This is a genomic window from Pseudomonas sp. OV546, from assembly GCF_900116845.1.
Taxonomy (GTDB): Bacteria; Pseudomonadota; Gammaproteobacteria; order Pseudomonadales; family Pseudomonadaceae; genus Aquipseudomonas; species Aquipseudomonas petroselini.
In genome coordinates this window covers 40,311-58,712 of record NZ_FPCE01000013.1, presented here as the reverse complement: position 1 = coordinate 58,712, position 18,402 = coordinate 40,311, and the positions used below count along the sequence as shown (strand labels likewise).

Sequence of the window (18,402 nt, the reverse complement as noted above, 5' to 3'; positions counted from 1 at the left end):
GCTTTTTATTGAGTGCCAGACACTGAGTTTCCGGCCTGGAATACAGCCAGCGCCTACAGCTAGAGTGGGGAGAAATTCAACGACTGCGGCAGGTCGACGTCCCAGAGCACGCCCGGATCATCAACAGGTACTTCAAGCAGCGTCGCCTGCGCAAACAACGGCTTGGCCCCGCGATCACCGGTCAGTTCCATCAGCCCTGGCCGAAATGCCTGGCTGAACGCGACAGGATGCCCATATTGCCCATCCTGTACCGGCACACTGATACACCCTTCCTCCAGCCCATCAATCACCTGTTCAATGCTCGATGCCCGAATAAACGGCATATCCCCCAGCACCACCAACCAGCCTTCCGACTCACCGCTGGCCGCAACCGCCGCCGCAAGGCTGTCACCCATGCCGGCCGAGCGCAGCAGCAACACCTTGCAACCGTAGGCCTCTGCCAGACGAATCACTTCAAGCCGATCTGGTGAAGTCACCACCCAGCGCTCGACCACATTGCCCGGCAAATTCACCAGCACCTGCTCGATCACCGGCCGCGCCACACCATCCAAACCCACACAATCGGCCAGCAACTTATCCTGGCCAGCCCCCGCCACAGCGCGGAAACGACTGCCCTGCCCCGCCGCGAGCACTATCGCAGTGACTGTCACTGCGCCACCACCGGCAACGGCTTTTTCTGCATCGGCGCCACGCCATTCTTGATCGCGACAATTTCCGCCATCAGCGACAACGCGATCTCCGACGGGGTGTGACTGCCGATATGCAAACCAATCGGCCCATGCAAACGTGCGATGGCCTCGGCAGACAACCCCAGCGCGGCGAGGTTTTCCCGACGTTTCTGGCTGTTGACCCGTGAACCCAGCGCGCCAATGTAGAACGCCGAGGAATTCAACGCCGTCAGCAACGCCATATCGTCCAAGCGCGGATCATGGGTGAGGCAGACGATGGCAGTGCGTTCATCCGTTTGGATATTCAGCACGGCCTCATCAGGCATGCCCGGTACGAACCGGCCGTGCTGCTCTTCCCAACCGTAGACGAACTCGTCGCGCGGGTCGCAGATGAGCACTTCGAAATCCAGCAAGCGCGCCATCTCTGCCACATAGCGGGACAGCTGCCCGGCGCCGATCAGCAGCAAGCGCCAGCGCGGACCATAAATGGCCCGCAGGCGCTCGCCGTCGAAGGTGACTGCATCGGTCTTGCTTGCGCTGCTCAAGGTCACGTCACCGCTGGCCAGGTCAAGCTCACGCGCGACGATCTGATGATCTTCACACCGCGCCAAAAGCTCCGACACCCACGCCCAGTCGCCCACACGCTCTTCGGTCAAGCGCAAGGTGCCGCCACACGGCAGGCCAAAACGCGCGGCCTCATCACGGGTAACGCCATAGGTCACTAACTGGACCGGCGGCCCATCGGCAGGCAAGCGACCGTCCTGCAGGCGTGCAATCAAGTCGTCCTCGATGCAGCCGCCCGACACCGAGCCGATCACCACACCATCGCCCCTCAGCGCCAGCATGGCGCCCGGTGGACGCGGGGCACTGCCCCACGTCTGAACGACGCTGTACAACACGACTTGCTGCCCGGCGCGGCGCCACTCGAGCACGCTGCGCAGGACATTCAAATCCACACTGTCCACAAAACCTCCTGCAAGCGTTAAAAGCGATTTCCTTACTGTAAAACAAAAGACCCAAAGTGACGCGCCAGAAACGCAAACGCCCCGAACCAGTCGGGGCGTTTGTGCGTTGCGGTCGGCGTTAGTTCACGCCATCAGCGATTTACTTGACCACGGGTGCAGGGCCTTCGGCCACGCCCAGGTCATCGATTTCGCGGGTTTCCGAGATACCGGTACCGCCAGACGCCAGCTCGCTTTGCAGCTTGTCGGTGTCCAGTTCCTTGACCCACTTGGCCACAACGATGGTGGCAACGGCGTTACCCACCAGGTTAGTCAGCGCACGGGCTTCGGACATGAAGCGGTCGATACCCAGGATCAGCGCCAGGCCGGCAACCGGCAGGTGGCCTACGGCCGACAGGGTCGCTGCCAGTACGATGAAGCCCGAACCGGTCACGCCTGCAGCGCCTTTGGAGGACAGCAGCAGCACCAGCAGCAGGGTGATCTGGTGGGTGATGTCCATGTGGGTGTCAGTCGCCTGGGCGATGAACACGGCAGCCATGGTCAGGTAGATCGACGTACCGTCGAGGTTGAACGAGTAGCCAGTCGGGATCACCAGGCCAACGACGGATTTCTTAGCGCCCAGACGCTCCATCTTGATCAGCATGCGTGGCAATGCGGATTCGGAAGACGAAGTACCCAGAACGATCAGCAGCTCTTCACGGATGTAGCGGATCAGCTTGATCACGCTGAAACCGTGGGCGCGGCAGATACCGCCCAGCACCACCAGTACGAACAGCAGGCAGGTGATGTAGAAGCAGATCATCAGCTGGCCCAGTTGCACCAGGGAACCTACACCGTAGGCGCCAATGGTGAACGCCATGGCGCCCAGGGCACCGATTGGCGCGAGCTTCATGATCATGTTGATGATGTTGAACATCACGTGGGCGAAGCGATCGATGAAGTCCAGGACCGGCTTGCCGTAGGCACCCAGGCGATGCAGGGCGAAACCGAAGATCACCGAGAACATCAGCACTTGCAGGATGTCGCCGTTGGCGAAGGCGCCGACGATGGTGTTAGGGATCACGTTGAGGATAAAGCCGACGATGCTCTGGTCTTTACCGGCAGTGACATAGGCCGCTACTTTGGAGGCGTCCAGGGTCGCTACGTCGATGTGCATGCCGGCGCCCGGTTGCACAACGTTGACCACGATCAAGCCGATCAACAGCGCGACGGTGGAAACGATTTCGAAGTAGAGCAGCGCGTAGCCGCCGGTTTTGCCGACCGATTTCATGCTTTGCATGCCAGCGATACCGCTGACAACGGTGCAGAAGATGATCGGGGCGATGACCATTTTGATCAGTTTGATGAACCCGTCACCCAGTGGCTTGAGGGCCACACCGGTCTCCGGGTAGAAGTGACCGAGCAAAATACCGATAACGATGGCAACGATCACCTGGAAATACAGGGATTTGTAGATTGGCTGACGAGTCGTCATTGCAAAGTTCCTCAATCGTCCCGTGTGGCAAATATCCGCCATTGCCCACGACACTTGAATTGCGAACCCTCCTGCACTGGAGGGATTTGTTGTTTGCGAGGTCTGTAGGTCCAGCCTGCGCTGTCATCCTTATCGCAAACGCCGTGCCACTTTGCTGAAAAACCTTACAGGCCTTTAGACATCAGGGCTTGAGGTTTGCAGACGCCCTCCTAAGCGCCGTAACACGTGGCGGATTTCCGCCGCACCGTCCAATCCCGTCCTACAATTTGGCGGATATCCGCCTTGCTCGCCCTCTGCAGTGATGGCTACCATCCGTCCTTCCATGGACGAGGCCTGCGCATGCGTGAACGTACCATCGCCAGTCATTACGCCCGGGCAGCCCTCGGCGGGGCGCGGCGGGCCGGTTACGACTATTCAGGGCTGCTGCAACAGGTAGGCATCACCCCGGAACTGTTGACCGAACCCCGCGCCCGCATCGCGCCGGAGCAATTTACCCGGCTGCTGCAAATGCTCTGGCTGGCGCTGGACGACGAATACCTGGGCTTCGCTGAAGGCCCGAGCAAACGCGGGACCTTCGCCATGATGTGCCACGCGCTGATCCACTGCCGCACCTTGGAGAAGGCTCTGGAACGCGGCTTACTATTTTATAGCCTATTCCCACAGGGACCGCGCTGGCAGCTGACACGCGAAGGCGATATGGCGCGCTTGAGCCTGGACGATTCGACGCTGTGGGACCCGGATCACTTTCTCAGCGAATGCCTGCTGGTGATCTGGCATCGCTTGGGCAGCTGGCTGATAGGCCAGCGTATCCGGCTGCATGAGGCCACCTTCAGCTACCCGATGCCGGCTCACGCCAGCGAATACGACCTGCTCTTTCCCTGTACCCAGGTGTTTAGTGCACCGACCAGCAGCCTGGTGTTTCATAGCCGCTACCTGAGCCTGCCGCTGTTGCAGGACGAACGCACACTCAAGCACTTCCTAGAGCGCTCACCCGCCGACTTGCTGTCCCGGTCGGATGAAGGCGACAGCTTGAGCAGCCAGCTACGCCGCTTGCTGAGTCGCGACCGCACCTCCTGGCCCGACTTGGAAGCCGTCGCCCAGCATTTGCATATCAGCCCCCAGACCCTACGCCGGCATTTACGCGAAGAAGGCAACAGTTTTCAGGCGCTCAAGGATGAGCTGCGGCGGGACATCGCCATCTATCATTTGGGCCGGGAGGATTTGTCATTGCAGGCGATTGCCGAGCAGTTGGGTTTTTCCGAACCGTCGGCGTTTCATCGGGCGTTCAAGAAGTGGACGGGGTTGACGCCGGGGGCGTATCGCGCGCAGGAGAGTTAGAGGGGCAGCGCCTGGACTGGCGGTATCGGGGGCAAGCCCCTCCCACCTTTGAACGTGTTCACACATTAATAATGTGGGAGGGGGCTTGCCCCCGATGAGGCCTGTAAAACCAGTAAAGATCACAAGGCGGGGAAGTGAATCTTGAACGCGGCGCCGCCCAACGGCGAATCGCCCAAGGTCAACCGCGCGCCATAACTTTCAATAATATCCTTGACCACCGCCAAGCCAATCCCCTGCCCCGGATGCTGGCGATCCAGCCGTTCACCCCTTTGCAGAATCCGCGCACGCTGATCCGGCGGTACCCCAGGGCCATCATCCTCAATGCACAATTCGGTGCCTTCCAGGCTTTCCACCAGACTGATGCGCACCTCACTCAGGCACAGGCGGTAGGCGTTTTCCAGCAGGTTGCCGAGCAACTCCAGCAAGGCGCCCTTCTCGATCGGCACATCGCATTCTTCCGGCAACTCAAAAGACACCGTGACGCGTTTATCGCGGTAGACCTTGTCCAGCGTATCGCACAGGCTTTGCAGCACCGGCGCCAGGCGTACCTGATGGCGCACCAGCCCGCTTTTGCGCAGGCTGGCCCGCTGCAACTGGTAGCTGATCTGCTGGCTCATGCGCTCGATCTGCGATTGCAGCACCCAGGCCTGATCGCGATCTTCAGGACGCTGGGCCATGTCTTCGCTCACCCCCTGCAAGACCGCCAGCGGGGTTTTCAGGCTGTGGGCCAAGTCGTCGAGGGAATCGCGGTAGCGCGTCCGTTGCTCACGCTCGCTGTGCAGCAGGCGGTTGAGAGAGCCGGTGAGACGCAGCAGTTCGCGGGGGTGTTGCTCGGAGAGGCTTTCGCGCGTGCCGCCTTCGATCTGGTCGAGTTCCTGGCTCAGCCGCCGCAGCGCTTGCAGGCCCCAGGTCAGGCCCAGCCATAACAAGGTCAGCAGCACCAGCAGCGCTGCGCCGAAGCCCAGGTAGAGGTTTTCGCGCAGGCCTTCGAGGGTCAGTTGGTATTCGCGCACCGGTTGCAGGGCGACGATGCTGAAGGCCGCGCTCTTGCCACCGAGCAGCCTGACCTCGACGTCATACACGAAGAATTCCTGGCCGTTGGCCTCGCGAATCCGCGCAAATTCATTGCCGCGCCCGTCGTAGCGCGGCTTGTAGTTGATATTTTCTTCCTTGGTCGCCCGCGAACGCCATACCAGATGACCTTCACGGTCGTAGATATAGCCCAGCAGACGGCTATCGGTCAGGTTGAAGCGCTCGTCCGGCAACTGCGCCGGCATCAGCAGGCGGTTGTTTTCGACCCGCGCGGCAGAGATCAGAGTGGTGACATCCGACGCCAGGCGTTGCTCGATGGAGTCTTGCAGCGCCAGGCTGAACGCGCCCTGCATGGCCGGCAACAACCCGAGCATAAACAACACGGCCAGGGTGGCGGCCGCCAGCATCAAGCGTACGCGTAGCGAGCGAATCAACGGCAGCGCTCATTGAACAGGTAGCCCAGGCCACGCACGGTGTCGATCGGTTTGAACCCGCCCGGGCCTTCCAGCTTGCGACGCAGGCGGCCGACCAGCACTTCAATGACATTCGGATCGCGCTCGTCGTCATCGGGGTAGAGCTGTTCCATCAAGCGGTCCTTGGCGACCACTTGCTGGTGATGACGCATCAGGTATTCGAGGATGCGGTATTCGTAGGCCGTCAACGCCAAGGGCTGTTCGTCAAGGGACGCCTGCTTGCGGTTGAGGTCCAGCAGCAAAGGCCCGGCAACGATGGTCGACTGGGTAAAGCCACTGGAACGACGCAGCAAGGCATTCATGCGCGCCTCCAGCTCTTCGAACTGGAACGGCTTGACCACGTAGTCGTCGGCGCCGGCCGCCAGGCCTTCGACCTTGTCCTGCCAGTTGCCGCGCGCGGTGAGGATCAGGATCGGGAAGGTCTTGGCCTGGGTACGCAACTGGCGGATCAGGTCCAGGCCGCCCATGCCGGGCAGGCCCAGGTCGATGATCGCCAAGTCATGGTTGAACTGGCCGGTCTGGTACAGGGCCTCTTCGGCATTGGCCACGGCCTCGACCACATGCCCGCTGTCGGTCAGGCGGGTCAACAGGTGATGACGCAGCAGCGCCTCATCTTCCACCACCAGCAATTTCATAAGGCTCTCCAAAGCAAATCAACTGTCCGACAGAGGGATATCATAGCGGCCCTGCAGGTCTTGCGGGCGCAGTTTAATACCATTGAACTGGCCGGTCAGGTGTTCATAGCCGGCGCGGTAGTCCGGCTGCGGGGTTGCAAGGCCCAGGGACTGGCCCCAAGGCGTGGGTTGGCTGCCGGCGTCTTCGAAGCTGACACGCTGGATCAGCGCGCTGGCTTTCTTGGTTTTCTCACGTCCGAATGCGGCAAAGGCGCCGTCCGAGGCCTGGACCCCGGCGGTGGCACTGAGCATGGTTAACGCCAACATCAGCTTTTTGATCGCAGTCATGGTGTTACCTCTACGCGTTTGGCTGTTGCAGCCCAGACTACGCAGGCGCCCCTGAACTCCCCCTGAACAGGCTCTGAACCTCACCTGAACCGCAGCGGGCTATCCGCAAGCGTTTGAACTCGGCAAAATACCGGCCCATGAATCCCCTACCCGCTTGCTGCACCCCACTCGACGCCCACTGGCCCCTGCCTGAGCCCTTGCCGGGCACGGTATTGCTCAGCACCCGCTTCGACCCTGCCTTATTAACGGCAGGCGACTTCCAGCGCAGCGCCGTACCGCCGCCGGCCAGTATCCAGCGCTCAGTGGCCAAGCGTCAGGCCGAGTTCCTGGCCGGCCGTCTGTGCGCCCGCGCGGCGCTGCAACAACTCGATCACCTCAACTACATCCCCGCGATCGGTGAAGACCGCGCACCGGTGTGGCCCGCACATATCTGCGGCTCTATCACCCACAGCACCGGGCATGCCGCCGCGATCGTCGCGCACAAGGCGCAATGGCGCGGGCTGGGGATGGACCTGGAGAATGTGCTGAGCCTGGAGCGGGCGGAGCGGTTGGCGGGGGAAATCCTCACGGCGGATGAGCTGCACCGCATGGGCTCGCTGCCGCGTGAACAGCATGCCCTGCTGGTGACGCTGACGTTTTCGGCCAAGGAGAGCCTGTTCAAGGCGCTCTACCCGATCGTGCAGAAGCGCTTCTACTTTGAGCATGCCGAGGTGGTGGAGTGGTCAGCTGCAGGCCATGTGCGCCTGCGCCTGCTGACGGACCTGTCTGCCGAGTGGTCCCATGGCAAAGAGCTGAGCGCACAATTTGCGCTGCATGAAGCTCAGCTGTTGAGCCTGGTGGCCATCAGCGCCTGAGCCCCCCCTCCCACACTCGACCGAGTTCCAGCGTTGGAATGCCATCGACTGAGGGAGGGGGCTTGCTCCCGATAGCGACATCAGGATTTATCCTGATCCCGTGGCCAACTCAGGCTGAAGCAGGCCCCACCCAAATTATTGCTCTTGCCGATCAACGCCCGCCCGCCGTGCCAATAAATGATTCGCCGCACAATCGACAACCCCAGGCCATGCCCACCCGAAGCACGGGTGCGGCTGTCATCCAGGCGCAGGAACGGCGTGAAAATGCGCTCCCAGGCACTTTCCGGCACGCCGGGGCCGTCGTCCTCCACATCGATGCGGCAGCGCACCTGGCCGACCTGATAGCTGATCAACACCTGCCCCTGGGCATGGCGCATGGCATTGCTCACCAGGTTCTGCAGCGCTCGATGCAGATAACGCGGCTCGGCATCCACCCAGGCGTCATCCCAATGCACCGAAGACAGGCAAATACCCCGGGTCACGTTGACCTGCGGGCGCAGTGGCGATAATTCGCCGATCACCTGATCGAGCAGCGCATTGAGGTCGACCCGCTGGAAATTCAGCTCCGGCGAGCCTTGCTCCAGACGTGCATACGTCAGCATTTCGTCCACCAGACCATCAAGGTCCTGGATATCGCTGTCCATGCCCTCCAGGTATTTGCGCCGCGCCTCGGGGGTGGTGGCATCGCCGACCATCTCCAGGCCGAAGCGCAAGCGCGCCACCGGCGTGCGCAGCTCATGGGACACCGCGCGCACCAGTTCGCGCTGGATCGCCAGCAACTGTTGCAAGTGCTCGGCCATGCCGTTGAACGCCGCGGCCAGGCGCCCCACCGAGTCAGCGCCGCGAGCCGGCACGCGGACTTCCAGGTTGCCCTTGGCGATGCGCGTGGCAGCGGCTTCCAGGCCGCGCAGCCGGCGTTCAAGCTGACGCACTAATAGATAGACGATCAGACCGATCAGCGTCAGGCCGATCAAGGCAATCAGCACCAGCCATTGCGCCGGGTAAGGACTCATCTGATACAACGGGCCGATTTCCAGCACCCACGGCGTGCCGACCATGCCGGCAAACACGCGGATCGAATCGCCGCCCTTGCCCAAGGCCATCACCGTGTCGCCTTCCGATACGCGGCGGCGCTGGTCTTCGTCCATATCGGTCTGGTCGAGGGTCATCAGGTGCATGTCAAAGCCAAAACCCTTGGCTTCTTTTATGTCTGCCAGGCGTTGCGGTTGTTCCGCCACCGGGAAGCGCACCAGTTCGTCGGCGAGCAGGTAGATGGTCGCGCGGGCCAGTTGCTCGCTGATCTGCTGCACCTCTCCCTCCAGCACCAGTTGATCCTGATCACTGACCCATCGCAGCACCCGTGCGGCATGCGGCCCGGTCTGCTCCACCAGCACCTGCCCACGTTGCAGGCGGTTGCGCTGGCTCGAGTCCAGTTGCGTATCCGCGAGGGGGCGCAATTGCAGCGGGATACCCAGCAAACGTTCCCACACCGCCAGGGCGCGTTGGCGCTCGATGGGGCTCATGGGCTGCAGGTTATCGCCCATCAACGCGAAGGTGCCGTGGGCCAGGCGCTCGCGGTATTGGCCGCTGCGCACCTCGTTGAGCAGGTGCAGGGCCAGCACGCCGAGCAGCGCCACCAGGATCAGCGCCGCGCACATACCGCCGTAGATGCGCAGGAAGATCGAGTTCACAGCGGCATGTCGGCGGCGGCTTCGGGGACGAACAGGTAGCCTTTGCTGCGGATGGTCTTGATCAGGCGCGGGTGGATCGGGTCGTCGCCAATTTTCGGGCGAATACGCGAGATGCGCACATCGATGGAACGGTCCTGGCCGTCGTAACCGATGCCGCGCAGGGCGATGAAGATTTCTTCGCGGGACAGGATGCGCCCGGCATTCGCCACCAACAGCCACAGCAAGTCGAATTCGGCGCTGGTCAGCTCGATGCCGGCATTATTCAGCCAGGCCTCGCGCAACGCGTTGTCCACCACCAACGGGCCAAATTGCAGGCGGCGCTGGCTTCCCACGGCAGTCGGTTCCGCCGGTTCGCTGCGCCGCAGCAGGGCCTGGATGCGCGCCAGCAACAGGCGCGGGCGTACGGGTTTGCACACGTAGTCGTCGGCGCCCATGTCCAGGCCCAGCACCTGGTCCATGTCGTCGGTGCGCGCGGTCAGCATCAGGATCACGCCGTCATAACGCTCGCGCACTGTGCGGCAGATGCTCAGGCCGTCTTCGCCGGGCAGCATCAGGTCGAGGATCACCAAGTCCGGCTGTTCAGCGATGATCCGCGCCGCCGCCAAGGCCCCATCGCCCTCCACGGACACCTGCAGGCCGTTGCTCTCCAGGTACTCGCGGGTCAATTCGGCGAGCCGCTCGTCATCCTCGACGATCAATACCTGCCAGGCTTCTTGCTCCACGGGTGATCCTCATTGTTATAAAGAAGGTCGTCCTGACCATGCGATCTATTGTCGGAGGGGCTTGCGCTCACATTCTGATCTGCGCCAGCCACACCTTATTTGTAATGTTGGGAAGGCATAACAAAGACCGATTGTAGCCATGCCGCAACCCTGGAACACAAGCTTGGAAATGCATTCGGTGATCGCATTTTTTTGTGATAGGGTTCGCGCCCTCGAAAATCCAATCAGCTGTTTTTACCTTGGAATATTCGGTGACAAACGGCCGAATCCAGCAGCAATGCGGCCTACACGGGTGTTCCACGTTTCATACACATTTTACCCACAGCGTTATCCACAGGTAGTGCGTTGCTAAGCCCCCCAAAACGCATTATCTTGTAGCTCGGCGCAAAAAAAACCCTACATGTAGGGTTTTGAGCGAAAAAACCAAACACAGATCAGACAAGAAACTCAAGCCCTTTCTTGCTCTCGTTTGGTTGAACCAAAGCATTTTTCGAAAGCCCAAACCGCTCACGCGGATGGCAGCCGTTTTCACGCTCCAACAGCGCAAAACGGTACGGGTGTTGCAGTGCTTGAACCTGGCAACTGTCACCCACCAGGAATACGGCCAAGGGCTTTTGAGCCCCGAACCGAAGACTTCGGCATGGAAGCGGCGCGAACAGCTCCCTTCCTCCTGTCCCGAAGTTGTTATGCCAGGCCCAGGCCTGCTGTAAATGCTTCAGGACGGAACGGTGGGCACCGTGATGGTGCCCAAATAAATATAGAACGTGGAGACAACCCCCCATGCAAACCGACACAACTCGCGAGAACCCGCAGGGCTCCGTGCCGCAGGCCGCTGATTCGAACCTGGATCTGTCCGCCACCGCACCTGGCCAACTGCGCGTGATCAAGCGTAACGGGACTGTCGTTCCTTACACCGATGACAAAATCACCGTCGCCATCACCAAAGCGTTTCTTGCAGTTGAAGGCGGCACCGCTGCCGCTTCGTCGCGCATCCATGACACCGTTGCCCGCCTGACCGAACAAGTCACCGCGACCTTCAAGCGTCGCATGCCCTCGGGCGGCACTATCCACATCGAAGAAATCCAGGACCAGGTCGAACTGGCCCTGATGCGTGCCGGCGAGCAGAAAGTTGCCCGCGACTACGTGATCTACCGTGACTCGCGCGCCAAGGAACGTGCCGTGCGCACGCCAGCCGAAGAAGCCGCGGTACAGGCTCACCCGTCGATCCGCATTACCCTGGCCGACGGCACGTTTGCGCCGCTGGACCTGGGCCGCCTGAACACCATCATCACCGAGGCCTGCGAAGGCCTGGAAGAAGTCGATGGTGACCTGATCCAGCGCGAAACCCTGAAAAACCTGTACGACGGCGTGGCCCTGACCGACGTCAACACCGCGCTGGTGATGACCGCCCGTACCCTGGTCGAGCGTGAGCCGAACTACTCGTTCGTGACCGCTCGCCTGCTGATGGACACCCTGCGTGCCGAAGGCCTGGGCTTCCTCGGCGTAGCCGACAGCGCCACCCACCACGAGATGGCTGACCTGTACGCCAAGGCCCTGCCGGCCTACATCGCCAAGGGTATCGAATTCGAATTGCTGAACCCGATCCTGGCCACCTTCGACCTGGAAAAACTCGGCAAGGCGATCAACCACGAGCGCGACCAGCAGTTCACTTACCTGGGCCTGCAAACCCTGTACGACCGTTACTTCATCCACAAGGACGGTATCCGCTTCGAACTGCCGCAAGTGTTCTTCATGCGCGTGGCCATGGGCCTGGCGATCGAAGAGAAGCACAAAGAAGACCGCGCCATCGAGTTCTACAACCTGCTGTCGTCCTTCGACTACATGTCGTCGACCCCGACCCTGTTCAACGCCGGCACCCTGCGTCCACAGCTGTCCAGCTGCTACCTGACCACCGTGCCGGATGACCTGTCGGGTATCTACCACGCGATCCACGACAACGCCATGCTCTCCAAATTTGCCGGTGGCCTGGGCAACGACTGGACGCCGGTGCGTGCGCTGGGTTCGTACATCAAGGGCACCAACGGCAAGTCCCAGGGCGTTGTACCGTTCCTGAAAGTCGTGAACGACACCGCCGTTGCGGTCAACCAGGGCGGCAAGCGCAAAGGCGCTGTCTGTGCCTACCTGGAAACCTGGCACATGGACATTGAAGAGTTCATCGAGCTGCGCAAGAACACCGGTGATGACCGTCGTCGTACCCACGACATGAACACCGCCAACTGGATCCCTGACCTGTTCATGAAGCGCGTCTTCGATGACGGCCCGTGGACCCTGTTCTCGCCTTCCGAAGTGCCGGACCTGCACGACCTGACCGGCAAGGCCTTCGAAGAACGCTACGAGTACTACGAAGCCCTGTCCCAGTACCCAGGCAAGATCAAGCTGTTCAAGACCATCCAGGCTAAAGACCTGTGGCGCAAAATGCTGTCCATGCTGTTTGAAACCGGCCACCCATGGCTGACCTTCAAAGACCCGTGCAACCTGCGCAGCCCGCAGCAGCACGTGGGCGTGGTCCACAGCTCGAACCTGTGCACCGAGATCACCTTGAACACCAACAAGGACGAGATCGCCGTTTGCAACCTGGGCTCGATCAACCTGCCGAACCACATCGTCAACGGCAAGCTGGACACCGCCAAGCTGGAACGCACCGTCAACACCGCCGTTCGCATGCTCGATAACGTGATCGACATCAACTACTACTCGGTGCCACAGGCGCAGAACTCCAACTTCAAGCACCGTCCGGTCGGCTTGGGCATCATGGGCTTCCAGGACGCGCTGTACCTGCAGCACATTCCTTACGGTTCGGACGCTGCGGTCGAGTTCGCCGACAAGTCCATGGAAGCGGTCAGCTACTACGCGATCCAGGCTTCCTGCGACCTGGCCGACGAGCGCGGTGCCTACGAGACGTTCCAGGGTTCACTGTGGTCCAAGGGCATCCTGCCGCTGGATTCGCAACAGATCCTGATCGAGCAACGTGGCCAGAAGTACATCGACGTTGACCTGAACGAATCCCTGGACTGGGCGCCGGTACGTGCCCGTGTACAAAAAGGTATTCGTAACTCCAACATCATGGCCATCGCGCCGACCGCGACCATCGCCAACATCACCGGCGTATCGCAGTCGATCGAACCGACCTATCAGAACCTGTATGTGAAATCGAACCTGTCGGGCGAATTCACCGTGATCAACCCGTACCTGGTTCGCGATCTGAAAGCCCGCGGCCTGTGGGACTCGGTCATGATCAACGACCTGAAGTACTACGACGGTTCCGTGCAGCAGATCGAGCGCATCCCGCAAGAGCTCAAAGAGCTCTACGCGACCGCTTTCGAAGTGGACACCAAGTGGATCGTTGACGCGGCCAGCCGTCGTCAGAAGTGGATCGACCAGGCCCAGTCGCTGAACCTGTACATCGCCGGCGCATCGGGCAAGAAGCTGGACGTGACCTACCGCATGGCTTGGTACCGTGGCCTGAAAACCACTTACTACCTCCGTGCCCTGGCCGCCACCAGCACCGAGAAGTCGACCATCAACACCGGTAAGTTGAACGCTGTTTCCAGCGGCAACCACGGTGACGATTCGGTACTCGCTGCTCCGGCCGGCCCGGCGCCAGTGCCAAAGGCCTGCGCGATTGACGAGCCGGATTGCGAAGCTTGCCAATAAGCTGAGTCGGTCTTGGGCGTGAACGCCCGGGATTGAAAAAACCCCTGATAAACCCTGGATGCATTGGGTTTACCGGGGGTTTTTCTTTTCCACTATATGAAAGCGTAAGCATTGCCCTGCTGAGGCCTGCCGCCTTTCTGGCCCCACAATTCAATGCGACCATCAATCACCGCCATTGAATGCCCGCCATAATCCACGACCCCTAGCTTACCGCTTGCGAGTTCAGAGCTGGATGACTGTCTGTAGAGCCCCTTCAAACCAAGCCGATCCAGCGCCTCCCAGCCCATTTCGCCATTGTTCAGGCTTTGCATCGCGTGGGCAAAACTACGCTTTGCATCATTGGGGTTGTCATCAACGCCATTACCCTCCATCTGTGCGCGCTTGGCACTCACCGCGTACATGAAGTTAGCGTCGGTCATCATGGCCGGATCATCACCTTGGAATTGCGCATAACTCGCTGCTTGCTTCAATTCAGCCTTTGACAAATGCAGATCAAACCCATCCCGCATCCTCACGTCATAACCATCGCCTGCCTGCTTTACGTCCTGAAAGACATCGGTAGGTTTCTGGCCAAACTTCATCATTGCCGACTTTATGGCTGAAACAGTGACACAGTTACCGTCCGGCCCCTGCTTGAAACCACTCCAGATATTGCCAGCTTCTCTGCCCATGCCGGGTTTTTTACCTGGGTTGCTAGGGTCAGGCTTGTAATCAAAGTGGCGCGCGCCCTCGGTAAAGGGCTTGTTGGTCATCGGCTCACTGCCGCCGAAATCGTTCGGATTAACCCTGACGCCGCCACCGCCACCACCACCGCCACCGGGTGATGGCGGAGACGGGGGCGGAGTAACGCCCTCATCCTCCTCAGGGAACAACTCTTTCAGCAATCGCTTGAGAAACTCAAGAAACTGCTGATCAGCGTCGTCGATCAGCTTCTTAAGGATCTCCTTGAATTTTTCATCACCCAGTTGCTCGCGCAGCTTGTTCAATTTATCCCGCGAGTCTTGAACCGTCTGCGTCTTGCCTGTTTGCTGCGCCTCAAACATTTCGTTGAGCAGCTTTTTGACCGCAGTTACCTCAGCAGTGGGCGTGACCGGCGTGGCATCCCCTCGCACGACACCAGGTAAAGGAACTGTCCGCCCAGCACCTGGCCCAAAAACGCCTGAACTCCACATACTCCGTTCCCCTTGATTGGTGAACCTCCTGGGCTCTGATCCGATCAGTGGCAAGACGGGTAATAGGCGTTCCTTACCGGGCAATTCAGCGCGTAACCCTAGGTGTCGCGGGCTATATTCCTACACGCAAAAAAAAGCCCCTCTTACGAGGGGCTTCTTGTAGAGCATTGATGCATCAGGTCATCTGAATGATGGTCTGCATGATGGTGCTCTGGGTGGAGATGGTCTTGGCGTTCGCCTGGTAGTTGCTCTGGGCCTTGATCAGGTCCACCAGCTCGTTGGTCAGGTTGACGTTGGAGTTCTCCAGGGAGTTGGCCACGATCGAACCCAGGGTACCGGCTTGCGGGGTGTCATAACCTGGCTGGCCCGAGGCGAAGGTCTCTCTCCAGGTGGTGCCGCCCGAAGGCTGCAAGCCTTGTTCGTTGTTGAAACTGGCCAGGGAGATCTGGCCGATGGCCTTGCTCTGCTGGTTGCTGAAGGTGGCGAACAATACGCCGCTGCCGTCGATTTTCAGGCCGGTGATCTGCCCGGTCGCGTAACCATCGGTGGTCGGCGGGTTGCGGTAGCTGGCCGAGTTGTACTGGGTGACGTTACCCAGGTTGACGGCAATATTCGGCGCTGTAGCGTTGTTTGGCGCCCAATTACCGTTGGTCACCGTACCCGGCACCCAACCCGTGAGCGTCAAGGTTGTGCCGACCACGCCTGTACCGGTGACACCCAGAAGCTTACCGGCACCGTCAAAGGTATAGGTCGCTGGCACGGGGGCGGTGGCGCCGGTGGTTGTAGGCTTAGTGCCATCCAGGTTACGGCCGTCGATCAACGTGTAGGCCTTCCACTCGTTGGGGTTCGACTTCACCATGTACTGCACCATTTCGTGGGAGTTACCCTGGGCGTCATACAAAGTGGTGCTGTTCTGGGTGGTGAAGGTGCTCGTGTCAGTAGGATCAAACAGCTTGGTAGCCTGGTCGATCACCGGCGACGACGAGTTCAGGTTACTGGTGGAATCCACCTTGGTGGACGCCTTGGGTGGCAGGTACGACAGGTTCAGTTGCAGGTCGGTCAAGCCGCCCTTGACGATGTTGCCGTCCGCGTCCGCGGCGTAGCCTTGCAAGCGCGAAGTGCCGGTATTGTTGGTGATATAGCCATCTTTGTCGGCACGGAAGGCACCGCTGCGGGTGTATTCCAGCGAACCGTCGCTGCCCTTCTGGACGAAGAAGCCACCGCCCTGGATCGCCATGTCCAGCACGCCGCCGCTGTTGTTGACGTCACCCTGGGTGAACTGCTGGGACACGGCCGCCAGGTTTACACCGTTGCCGATGCTGTTCTGGCCGGTGCCCAGTTTGGACGCGGCGTAGATGTCCGAGAATTCCGCGCGGGACGACTTGAAGCCAGTGGTCGCGACGTTGGCGATGTTGTTGCCGGTCACGTCCAGTTGTTTGTTGGCCGCATAGAGGCCGCTAAGGCCGATATTAAAAGACATGTTTCTCTCCCTCTGCCGTATTTAGCCGGCTCTATGTACCGATAGTCTGAATTTGCGACAGCTTGACGCTGCCCATGCCACCTGCAAGGTTCAGCAGCATCTCGCCGCCGGTCTTGCTCAAGGTCACGCTCGTTACCGTCGCAGGCAGCGAAGTGGCCAGGGCGACAGCCTCGCCCTTGTCGTTCTTGGTAGTGGCATTGAAGGTGTAGGTGCCCGCAGGGGCGACCTCGCCATTGTCGTTCTTGCCATCCCAGATGAAGCTTTGGGTACCGGCGCTCTGGGCCCCCATGTCGAGGGTGCGCACCACAGTGCCATCTTTGTCGGTGATCTTGACGGAGACGTTGCCCACCGCCGAGGTCACCGCCACGGAACCGTTCATGCTCTTGCTGGTGTCGACCATGGCCTTGTCGGTCTGGATGATGATCGACCGCCCTACCAGCGACGACGCCTGCAGCGCTTGCGAGGAGCTGAAGTTGCTGGAGATGTTATTCACCGAATCGTTCAGGGTGTTGATGCCTTCCAGGCTACTGAACTGTGCAAGCTGGGCCACGAACGCGCCGTTGTCCTGAGGCGACAGCGGGTTCTGGTTTTTCAGCTGGGTCACGAGCAGTTGCAGGAACGCGTCCTTGCCCAGCGACTGGTTGCCCGTCGCGGACTTGGCGGCATCGCCGACGCTGCTGTTGTCCGTTGCAGTCTTGACCTTGGAATTGAAAAGGTCCTGGACTGCCGTGGTGTTACTCGTATCAACGATGGCCATTATTTGGCGCCCCTTATCACTGACCCAGGGTCAGGACCTTTTGCATCATGGTTTTGGCGGTGTTCATCATTTCCGCATTGGTCTGGAACGAGCGGCTGGCAGAAATCATGTCCGCCATTTCCTCGACCACATTGACGTTCGGGTAGTACACGTAGCCTTTTTCGTTGGCCGCCGGGTGGTTAGGCTCGTAGCGGGCCTCCAGATTGCTCTGGTCTTCAACCACACCGAGTACCTGCACGCCGGAGCCTGCGGCACCTTGGTCCTGGAACAGCGAGTCGCTGCCGCCGCTCTGGCCACCCTGGAACATGGTGGCGAACACCGGGTGACGGGCGCGGTAGGTCTGGTCAATGCTCGAAGACACGGTCTCGGCGTTGGCGATGTTACTGGCGACGGTGTTCAAGCGCGTGGTCTGCGCGCTCATGCCACTGCCGGCAATATTGAAAACACTGGACAGGGACATGGCTTACTCTCCGCGCAGGGCTGACATCAGCCCTTTGAATTTGCTGTTAAGCAGGGTGAAGCTGGCTTGGAAGTTCACCGAGTTCTCGGCGTAGGCCGATTGCTCCAGCTGCGCGTCGACGGTGTTCTGGTCGATCGACGGCTGCATCGGCGTGCGATACAGCAACGACTCGTCACCACTGCTCAGGCCTTGCGCTTCAATATGACGGCTGTTGGTCATGTTCAAGGCGAAGGTGCCGTTCTTGGTCTTGTCCTGCTGGGCGGCGAGCACGGCAGAGAAGTCCAGGTCCCGAGCCTTGTAGTTCGGGGTATCGGCGTTGGCAATGTTGTTGGCCAGGACTTCAGCACGCTGGGCGCGGAAGCCCAGGGCTTTTTCGTGGATACCGAGCGCTTTATCGAAGCTGATGCTCATGGCGGAAACCTTTAGGCTGACCTGCTTTTCGTTAACAGGGTTATAGCAAGGTGCATGCCAATCTGATGGAGGCCCGTATATCAAGGGCTTGCGAGGCGGTTGCCGGCGACGATGCCAGAAAAGCGGCAAGCGATTTCCGCGTGGCGCCAGTAAAGCGGCAATGGGGAGTTGCCGCTCTCTTGAAATTTGCCGCAAAAAAATGTGGGAGGGGGCTTGCTCCCGATGACGGTGTGTCAGTGATAGCTATATCAACTGAACCATCGCCATCGGG

16 protein-coding genes are annotated in these 18,402 nt (G+C 60.3%); 3 read left to right on the top strand and 13 right to left on the bottom strand.

The features are described from left to right. Positions 1 to 59: 59 nt before the first annotated feature. The 3 genes from BM403_RS24830 to BM403_RS24820 form a co-directional block, all read right to left on the bottom strand. A complete protein-coding gene (locus BM403_RS24830; RefSeq protein WP_015885441.1) occupies positions 60 to 650 on the bottom strand; it encodes a nucleotidyltransferase family protein in 591 nt (196 codons plus the stop codon). Beyond that, on the bottom strand, positions 647 to 1,633 hold the full coding sequence (locus BM403_RS24825; protein ID WP_046035649.1) for an XdhC family protein: 987 nt from the start codon (positions 1,631 to 1,633) through the stop codon (positions 647 to 649). The genes BM403_RS24830 and BM403_RS24825 overlap by 4 nt, the downstream gene beginning before the upstream one ends. Positions 1,634 to 1,772: 139 nt before the next feature. Further along, positions 1,773 to 3,104, bottom strand: coding sequence for a dicarboxylate/amino acid:cation symporter (locus BM403_RS24820; protein WP_015885443.1), 1,332 nt, complete (start codon positions 3,102 to 3,104; stop codon positions 1,773 to 1,775). Between the two features lie 339 nt (positions 3,105 to 3,443). Here BM403_RS24820 and BM403_RS24815 point away from each other — a divergent pair, with 339 nt between their 5' ends. Beyond that, the gene (locus BM403_RS24815) at positions 3,444 to 4,442 is read left to right on the top strand and encodes an AraC family transcriptional regulator (RefSeq protein WP_093545483.1); all 999 of its coding nucleotides are present in this window, start codon (positions 3,444 to 3,446) and stop codon (positions 4,440 to 4,442) included. Positions 4,443 to 4,561: 119 nt separating this feature from the next. Here the strand turns inward: BM403_RS24815 and BM403_RS24810 are convergent, their stop codons facing one another. Genes BM403_RS24810 through BM403_RS24800 form a run of 3 tightly spaced genes read right to left on the bottom strand, consistent with a single transcriptional unit; the run spans position 4,562 to position 6,909 of the window. Beyond that, complete coding sequence (locus tag BM403_RS24810; protein WP_046035648.1) at positions 4,562 to 5,908, bottom strand: ATP-binding protein; 1,347 nt, start codon at positions 5,906 to 5,908, stop codon at positions 4,562 to 4,564. Then, positions 5,905 to 6,582 carry a response regulator transcription factor gene (locus tag BM403_RS24805; RefSeq protein ID WP_015885446.1) on the bottom strand — a complete coding sequence of 226 codons (678 nt, stop codon included), beginning with the start codon at positions 6,580 to 6,582 and terminating at the stop codon, positions 5,905 to 5,907. The genes BM403_RS24810 and BM403_RS24805 overlap by 4 nt, the downstream gene beginning before the upstream one ends. A gap of 18 nt (positions 6,583 to 6,600) precedes the next feature. Further along, entirely contained in the window at positions 6,601 to 6,909 is a 309-nt protein-coding gene (locus BM403_RS24800; RefSeq protein WP_043205769.1) for a hypothetical protein, read from the bottom strand. A 137-nt stretch (positions 6,910 to 7,046) separates the two neighbouring features. On the opposite strand from BM403_RS24800, the gene BM403_RS24795 reads away from it, so the two are divergent. Continuing rightward, positions 7,047 to 7,763, top strand: a complete 717-nt coding sequence (locus tag BM403_RS24795) for a 4'-phosphopantetheinyl transferase family protein (protein WP_046035647.1) — start codon at positions 7,047 to 7,049, stop codon at positions 7,761 to 7,763. An 80-nt stretch (positions 7,764 to 7,843) separates the two neighbouring features. Here BM403_RS24795 and BM403_RS24790 read toward each other — a convergent pair whose 3' ends face one another. Together BM403_RS24790 and BM403_RS24785 are read right to left on the bottom strand one after the other, a co-directional pair. After that, entirely contained in the window at positions 7,844 to 9,454 is a 1,611-nt protein-coding gene (locus BM403_RS24790) for an ATP-binding protein (protein WP_015885449.1), read from the bottom strand. Then, entirely contained in the window at positions 9,451 to 10,176 is a 726-nt protein-coding gene (locus BM403_RS24785) for a response regulator (RefSeq protein WP_015885450.1), read from the bottom strand. The genes BM403_RS24790 and BM403_RS24785 overlap by 4 nt, the downstream gene beginning before the upstream one ends. 780 nt (positions 10,177 to 10,956) lie before the next feature. On the opposite strand from BM403_RS24785, the gene BM403_RS24780 reads away from it, so the two are divergent. Further along, a complete protein-coding gene (locus BM403_RS24780; RefSeq protein ID WP_015885452.1) occupies positions 10,957 to 13,851 on the top strand; it encodes a ribonucleoside-diphosphate reductase subunit alpha in 2,895 nt (964 codons plus the stop codon). Between the two features lie 92 nt (positions 13,852 to 13,943). On the opposite strand, the gene BM403_RS24775 is transcribed toward BM403_RS24780, so the two are convergent. The 5 genes from BM403_RS24775 to flgB all read right to left on the bottom strand — a co-directional run bounded on the left by BM403_RS24775 (position 13,944) and on the right by flgB (position 18,131). Beyond that, positions 13,944 to 14,894 carry a hypothetical protein gene (locus tag BM403_RS24775; protein WP_093545604.1) on the bottom strand — a complete coding sequence of 317 codons (951 nt, stop codon included), beginning with the start codon at positions 14,892 to 14,894 and terminating at the stop codon, positions 13,944 to 13,946. 304 nt (positions 14,895 to 15,198) lie between these two features. Continuing rightward, positions 15,199 to 16,503: a flagellar hook protein FlgE gene (gene flgE, locus BM403_RS24770; RefSeq protein ID WP_015885454.1), complete on the bottom strand. Its 1,305-nt coding sequence runs from the start codon at positions 16,501 to 16,503 to the stop codon at positions 15,199 to 15,201. A 31-nt stretch (positions 16,504 to 16,534) separates the two neighbouring features. After that, a complete protein-coding gene (gene flgD / locus BM403_RS24765) occupies positions 16,535 to 17,260 on the bottom strand; it encodes a flagellar hook assembly protein FlgD (protein ID WP_093545481.1) in 726 nt (241 codons plus the stop codon). Between the two features lie 16 nt (positions 17,261 to 17,276). After that, complete coding sequence (flgC, locus tag BM403_RS24760) at positions 17,277 to 17,720, bottom strand: flagellar basal body rod protein FlgC (RefSeq protein ID WP_015885456.1); 444 nt, start codon at positions 17,718 to 17,720, stop codon at positions 17,277 to 17,279. A gap of 3 nt (positions 17,721 to 17,723) precedes the next feature. After that, a complete protein-coding gene (gene flgB, locus BM403_RS24755) occupies positions 17,724 to 18,131 on the bottom strand; it encodes a flagellar basal body rod protein FlgB (RefSeq protein ID WP_093545478.1) in 408 nt (135 codons plus the stop codon). Positions 18,132 to 18,402 lie beyond the last annotated feature (271 nt).